The organism is Komagataeibacter europaeus LMG 18890 (genome assembly GCF_000285295.1).
Lineage (GTDB): Bacteria > Pseudomonadota > Alphaproteobacteria > Acetobacterales > Acetobacteraceae > Komagataeibacter > Komagataeibacter europaeus.
The window spans coordinates 1-6,075 of record NZ_CADP01000140.1 but is presented as its reverse complement, the minus strand read 5'-3'; the positions used below and the strand labels follow the sequence as shown (position 1 = coordinate 6,075).

Below are 6,075 nucleotides of genomic sequence, written 5' to 3'. Positions count from 1 at the left end.
GCAGGGAACGGTATTTCGAAGCGTCGGCATCAATTTTCGTGCCGTCGATCGATACTACACCCAGACGCAGCAGACCCGCCTCGCGCGCCAGAAGCAGAACCTGCGCAAATGCAGCTTCAATGGCGTCCCTGTTCGTCCGGCGGAAGGTCGCAATCGTATCATGATCCGGATGCAGGTTCGCCGCCACGAAGCGTACCCCGATGTCGCGATATGTCGCCCGCTCGATCCGGCGTGAGGAAAACAACCCGTTCGCATAGCTGAAGATCAGAAGGGCCAACATCAGACGCGGATGGTACTGTGCCTTGCCACCCGTGCGCACTGGCACGCAGAACGCACTCATCGGAACCCGCTCAACGGCGGCTACAATGAAATGCGCCATATCGTCAGCAGGAAGCCACGACTTCAGATCAGGAGGCAGAAGATACGGCTGAGACCGGTCAAACGGGATGAAGCTGCTCATCTCACCACCTTACAACCTTACCACTTCACTGGGTAACCCAACCCGACAGGCTGCTAGAGCACTCAAATGAGCAAAACGCTTCTCAAAACGGAAAACAGACCTTTTCAGGACTCATTTTCTCCAATCAGTGCATGGAATTGTAATCATAGGGCAGGTCTTAAAACCAGAGAACTTTTCCAATCATCTATTTTTTTGCGTTATATCCACTCGCATATAGCGACAGTGGCGGGAATGACGACGACCATGCCGAGCGTCGTGAGCAGCATGATGCTGGCTGTTTCTACCTCGCACTTCCCATACTGCTGGGCAAACAGGGCAGACGGTGTGGAGGTAGGCATCGCACTTGCGACAAAAGCTGCTTTCGCCATAGCGGATTTTAGTCCCCATGCCTTGAGGGCGACGAAGAAGACTGCTGGTTGCAAGACGACACAGACGAGCGATCCCAGTATAACGGTCCTAGATCTGAGATTAAGGGAATAAGACGCAAGCGCGAGCCCGCAGGCGAAGATCGCCGCTCCTGGTGCGCAGACTGCTAGAGGCTTGAGCACGGACACGGAAACCGGCGGCATCGTCAGACCGGACAGAGACACGATGGTGCCCAGCACCGGTGCCCACACAAGGGGGTTCTTGATCGTTTTTCCAAGCGTTCGGGCCAACGAGGGTCTCGACGTTTCTGACCTGGACGCGCTCTCGAGCAGGTAGATGACGACTGAAACCTGTAAGAGGTTTGTGACAACCGCAGCCAGACCGACTACGCCGCCGCCGACCGTATCGCCATAGATTGGATCGAGGACCGTCAGGCCATAGATCGGTGCGGCTGTGGAGGACACCGCATAGCCGAGGAGGACTGCGGTGAGCCGGTCGCGCGTCATCATGCACAGGACGAGATAGCTCACGCCAAAGAAGAGCGAATATCCGATGATCATGACCACAACGAGTGGCCCCTGCTGAAGGAGCAAGTCGCGTTTGAAGGTCGCCATGCTGAGGAAGAGCGCAACCGGCAGGGCATATTTCAGCGCGAAATGACTGAAACCGATGGCCTGATCGTGATCGAAATCCTTGTACTTCCCGGCCAGATAGCCCAGCCCGAATATGAGGACAACCGGAGCGATGGCGGCGACGAGTATCACGAGATTCACGGATCTGCTCCGGGTTGGTGAGAGAAGGCGTCATCATCCCCGGTGATCGGCNGAGCCGATCACCGGGGATGACTTAGGTGTGTCAGAGTTCCTTGTAGACCGGCTTGTAGAGCAGCCCCTCGATCCAGGCGCGGATATTTTCCGGACGCTCGACGGTGGCCTGTCCACTATCGAAGATATGCTCCGCAACCCGCGTGGCGGTCGTCACTTCGGTCTCCAGGATGTTGGCTTGGAGCGGGAACAGCATGCCATGCTCGCGTGCGCTCGGCCCCACCTGATCCGCTGTCGCGGCGGCGGCGGTGATGAACATATCGTCCGTGATCCGCGCGGGACGGGTCGCGTAAACGGCGAGGCCGATTGCCGGAAAGATATAGAAATTGTTGGCCTGTCCCGGGTGGTAGCTCTTTCCCTGATATTCGAAGTCCGGAAATTGGACTCCAGCGGCGTATAATGCTTTGCCTTTTGTCCAGGTATAGGCCTGCTCGGCCGTACATTCCGCCTTGTTCGTCGGATTGGAGAGCGGGAAGATCACCGGCCGCTCGTTCAGTTTTGCCATCTCGCGGACCACCTCCTCGGTGAATGCGCCGCCGATGGTGCTGACGCCGATCAGAATGGTCGGCTTGAAGGTTCTGACGACCTCGAGAAGATCTTTCGTCGGTTTCGCCTCGTGCGCGAACGGCTTCTGCCACTCGTTGAGATCGGTCCGGCTGGTCTCGATCAGACCGTTGACATCGATCAGTACGATACGCTCACGCGCTTCGGCCTCGCCCAGACCCGCTTCGACCATCGCCGAGACAATCATACTTGCGATACCGATCCCGGCTGAGCCTGCGCCCAGAAAAAGGACGCGCTGATCGGCGAAAGTCTCGTTCTTGATCTGCAGTGCCGTGGTCAGGCCTGCTACCGCGATCGCTGCGGTTCCCTGAATATCGTCATTGTAGCACAGGACCTTGTCGCGATAGCGGGCGAGAAGCCGCATCGCATCGGTACCTTTCCAGTCCTCGAAATGAATGCAGACACCGGGAAACACGTCTGTAGCGGCTTCGATAAATGCCTCTGAGATCAAATCCACCTCCGCTTCGTCTGGCGGGAGCTCGCGCAGACCAAGATAAAGCGGATCGGCCCGGAGCGCCGCGTTCGTGGTGCCTATGTCCAGTAGCACAGGCAGCAGCGCCTCGGGCGGCACCCCCGCGCAGGCGGTGTAGAGCTGGAGCTTGCCAATGGGAATGCCCATGCCGTTAGCGCCGATATCGCCAAGACCGAGAATACGGCCGCCGGTGGACACACAGATGAACCGAACGTCTTTTACCGGCCAGTTGCGCAGAATTTTTTTGAAGCGACCTTTCATGTCGCGCGTGAGATACATGCCCGCGCTGCCGCGATAGATATGTCCGTATGCCAGACAGGCATCAGCCACGGTCGGATCATAGACAATCGGCACAAACCGCGCGGGGTCGGACATCAGCGTGTGGTAGAATAGCGTCTCGTTCCTGGCCGCCAGGCTCATGAGATAGATGTAGCGTTCGAGATCATTCGGCTTTGCGGCGAGTTGCGTCTGAACCCTCTCCAGTTGCCGGTCGATGTTTTCCACAGTCGGAGGAAGCAGACCTTCAAGGCCGAGCGATTGACGCTCAGTCATTGTAAAGGCGGTTTCCTTGTTGCGGGCGGGGTTGTTGAGGATTTCCTGTCCCCGGATCGTGCTGGCCTGGCTCATGTGTTCTCCTCGCGGTTCGACGGCGTGCGGAAGTCATGCGCTTCGTTCGGAACGGCCGCCGCTGGATGACTGAATGTCATCTTGGGCCCACCCGAGCTCCAGCGCATCCGGAAAACTACGTACGTAAAACCTCGTAAGGGAAACGACCCGTCCTGATTTCAGGTCGACTGTGTTATCGCGGCCGCTCCGTGGCTGTCAGCGTCATCCGCACGAGTTCAGACAGGCTGCGAGCGTCCATCTTTATCATGAGATTGGCCCGATAAATCTCTATCGTGCGCGGGCTTATCCCAAGCTCCCGGGCGATGACCTTGTTCGATTGACCGTCGACGAGGCCACGGAGAACCTGTTGCTCCCGCGTCGTCAGAGCGGCGATCCGCTGGCGAATGACATGTGCATGCGCGCGTTCGGCGCCGTTCTCGTCACCGCACCGCAGAGCGGAGGCCACCGCGTCGAGAATGGTATGATCGTCGAACGGCTTTTCGATGAAGTCGCGGGCGCCGGCTTTCATGGCCTGCACCGCTAGGGGGACGTCAGCATGCCCCGTGATCACAATGACCGGGAGAACCGTCGCGCGCTTCTGGAGACGGTCGACAAGAGCGATGCCGTCCATGCCCGGCATCCGGATATCCGTTATGATGCATCCGCACTCGACCCCGTCGAGGATAGCGAGGAACTCATCCGCCGATGCGTGGGTCCTCGCGGTATGTCCCGATGTCAGCAACAGGAAGGCAAGGGATTCGCGTACGGCTTCGTCGTCGTCGATCACATGGACGATACCATCCGGGTTCATTCGCCAAACTCCTCTGTCCTGGCGCAGGGAAGAGTGAAAAGAAAGCACATCCCTCCCCCGCGTTCCCGCTGCGCTCCGATGCGTCCTCCATGAGCCTCCACGATGGTGCGGCAGATCGACAGCCCGACTCCCATGCCATGATCCTTCGTCGTTGAGAAAGATTCAAACAGCCTGCCCGCAATCTCGGGGCTCACACCGGGGCCAGTATCCGTCACGCGGATCCGTGCCATGCCTTCGAAAGCGTCGACCGCGACGACCAGACGCCGTTCGTCACAGTCCTCCATGGCCTCCACGGCGTTGCGGATCAGGTTGAGGAGGACTTGCTGGATCTGAATCTTGTCCGCGATAACCTGATCGGCCCCAGAGTCCAGCTGAAAGGATACGTCGATCCCGCGCTCCGCAATTCCGACCAAGGCCAGCGTTGCCATCTCTTCGATAAGCGCCCGCAGGCTTTCCAGTCCCGGCTCACCTTCTCCCCGAGACACGAAGTCCCGCAACGACCGTATGATCCGACCGGCCCGCAGCGCTTGCGCGGCCGCCTTGTCCATGGCCTCTTGCACGCGCGTGCTCTGCCCGTTCTCGGCTTCCAGGAGACGGCGTCCGCCGTTGAGAAAGTTCGTGATGGCCGTCAGAGGCTGATTAAGTTCGTGAGCCAGTGTGGCTGCCATCTCGCCCATGGCTGACAGGCGTGAGATATGTGTGACTTCGGCCTGCAACTGTCGCACGCGTCGGTCCGCTTCCTCGCGTTCCGTGAGGTCGCGAAGGAACGCGATTGTAAAGGAGCCCTCTCCTGATGTCAGGCGTCCGGTAGACAGATCAACGGGGACAGTCGTCCCGTCTTTCCGACGGGCGACTGCCGCTATTCCGTGCCGATCGGAGACTGGAGCCGTTCCGAGTTCGGGGACGATGTCTGCGATATTCGTCCCGATCGCCTCTGCCGCATTAGACCTCAGAAGTGTCTCCGCCGCGTTGCTGAATGATTGCACGATGCCGCGCTCGTCGAGAATGATGATAGCGTCGGGAACTGCGTCGAGGATGGCGCTGAGATGCGCCTCCCGCTCAAGGATACGCTGCGCCATCGCGGCCGTGCGCCGACGGGCACGTAGCAGCCATTCGCCACCACACGTGATCAGGACGCAGAGTGTCGCGAACAGGATCGTCTCGACCCAGTTTTCGATCGGCGGCGCGCCGTCATGCGCGAGAAGGAGGCAGCCGATCACTGATGCAAGTGTGGCTGCGGCTAGACCGGAAAAGAGACCGCCGATCACCGCGCCGACGAGCACTCCCGGAAGCAGTAAGAGAAACAACGTCCTGCCGCCGAGAAACGGATTGATCAGGAAACGTATGAGCGTCCCCAGTATCACGAGCCCGAGCGCGTACGAGGAGGCGGCCGCGAAACTGCGATGGCGTGCCAGCGCACCGGTCTCTTGAGGCGGCAGATCCCAAAAGTCCCTCAATGACGTTCTCCTCACCGAATGGTCGGCGAACGACCTCGCCAAGGCGAGTCAGTATTACTACGTAATAGCCTCATTCATCAAAACATTGCACCTGTAGGGTGAGACTGCGCCATGAACCGTCATGGTTCTTAGCAGCCTGTCGGGTTGGGTTACCCAGTGAAGGGGTAAGGTTGTAAGGTGGTGAGATGAGCAGCTTCATCCCGTTTGACCGGTCTCAGCCGTATCTTCTGCCTCCTGATCTGAAGTCGTGGCTTCCTGCTGACGATATGGCGCATTTCATTGTAGCCGCCGTTGAGCGGGTTCCGATGAGTGCGTTCTGCGTGCCAGTGCGCACGGGTGGCAAGGCACAGTACCATCCGCGTCTGATGTTGGCCCTTCTGATCTTCAGCTATGCGAACGGGTTGTTTTCCTCACGCCGGATCGAGCGGGCGACATATCGCGACATCGGGGTACGCTTCGTGGCGGCGAACCTGCATCCGGATCATGATACGATTGCGACCTTCCGCCGGACGAAC

The 6,075-nt window shown here is 59.0% G+C and carries 6 protein-coding genes; 1 reads left to right on the top strand and 5 read right to left on the bottom strand.

Annotation, left to right across the window (positions count from 1 at the left end; translation table 11 throughout):
* The 5 genes from GEU01_RS18970 to GEU01_RS18950 form a co-directional block, all read right to left on the bottom strand.
* A partial coding sequence (locus GEU01_RS18970; protein WP_198284502.1) for a transposase occupies positions 1 to 460 on the bottom strand: 460 nt, incomplete at its 3' end.
* A gap of 197 nt (positions 461 to 657) precedes the next feature.
* On the bottom strand, positions 658 to 1,599 hold the full coding sequence (locus tag GEU01_RS18965; RefSeq protein ID WP_019087324.1) for an AEC family transporter: 942 nt from the start codon (positions 1,597 to 1,599) through the stop codon (positions 658 to 660).
* Between the two features lie 82 nt (positions 1,600 to 1,681).
* Positions 1,682 to 3,313, bottom strand: a complete 1,632-nt coding sequence (locus GEU01_RS18960) for an NAD-dependent malic enzyme (RefSeq protein WP_019087323.1) — start codon at positions 3,311 to 3,313, stop codon at positions 1,682 to 1,684.
* Between the two features lie 172 nt (positions 3,314 to 3,485).
* Positions 3,486 to 4,103, bottom strand: coding sequence for a response regulator FixJ (fixJ, locus tag GEU01_RS18955; RefSeq protein ID WP_019087322.1), 618 nt, complete (start codon positions 4,101 to 4,103; stop codon positions 3,486 to 3,488).
* Positions 4,100 to 5,560, bottom strand: coding sequence for a sensor histidine kinase (locus tag GEU01_RS18950; protein ID WP_194303387.1), 1,461 nt, complete (start codon positions 5,558 to 5,560; stop codon positions 4,100 to 4,102). The genes fixJ and GEU01_RS18950 overlap by 4 nt, the downstream gene beginning before the upstream one ends.
* A gap of 185 nt (positions 5,561 to 5,745) precedes the next feature.
* Between GEU01_RS18950 and GEU01_RS23350 the strand changes: the two genes are divergently transcribed.
* On the top strand, positions 5,746 to 6,075 hold a 330-nt coding region (locus tag GEU01_RS23350), incomplete at its 3' end, for a transposase (RefSeq protein WP_019090520.1).

Coding starts and splice junctions, on each gene's coding strand:
- GEU01_RS18960 (WP_019087323.1), bottom strand. CDS start 3,313: ATGAGCCAGGCCAGCACGATCCGGGGACAGGAAATCCTCAACAACCCC.
- fixJ (WP_019087322.1), bottom strand. CDS start 4,103: ATGAACCCGGATGGTATCGTCCATGTGATCGACGACGACGAAGCCGTA.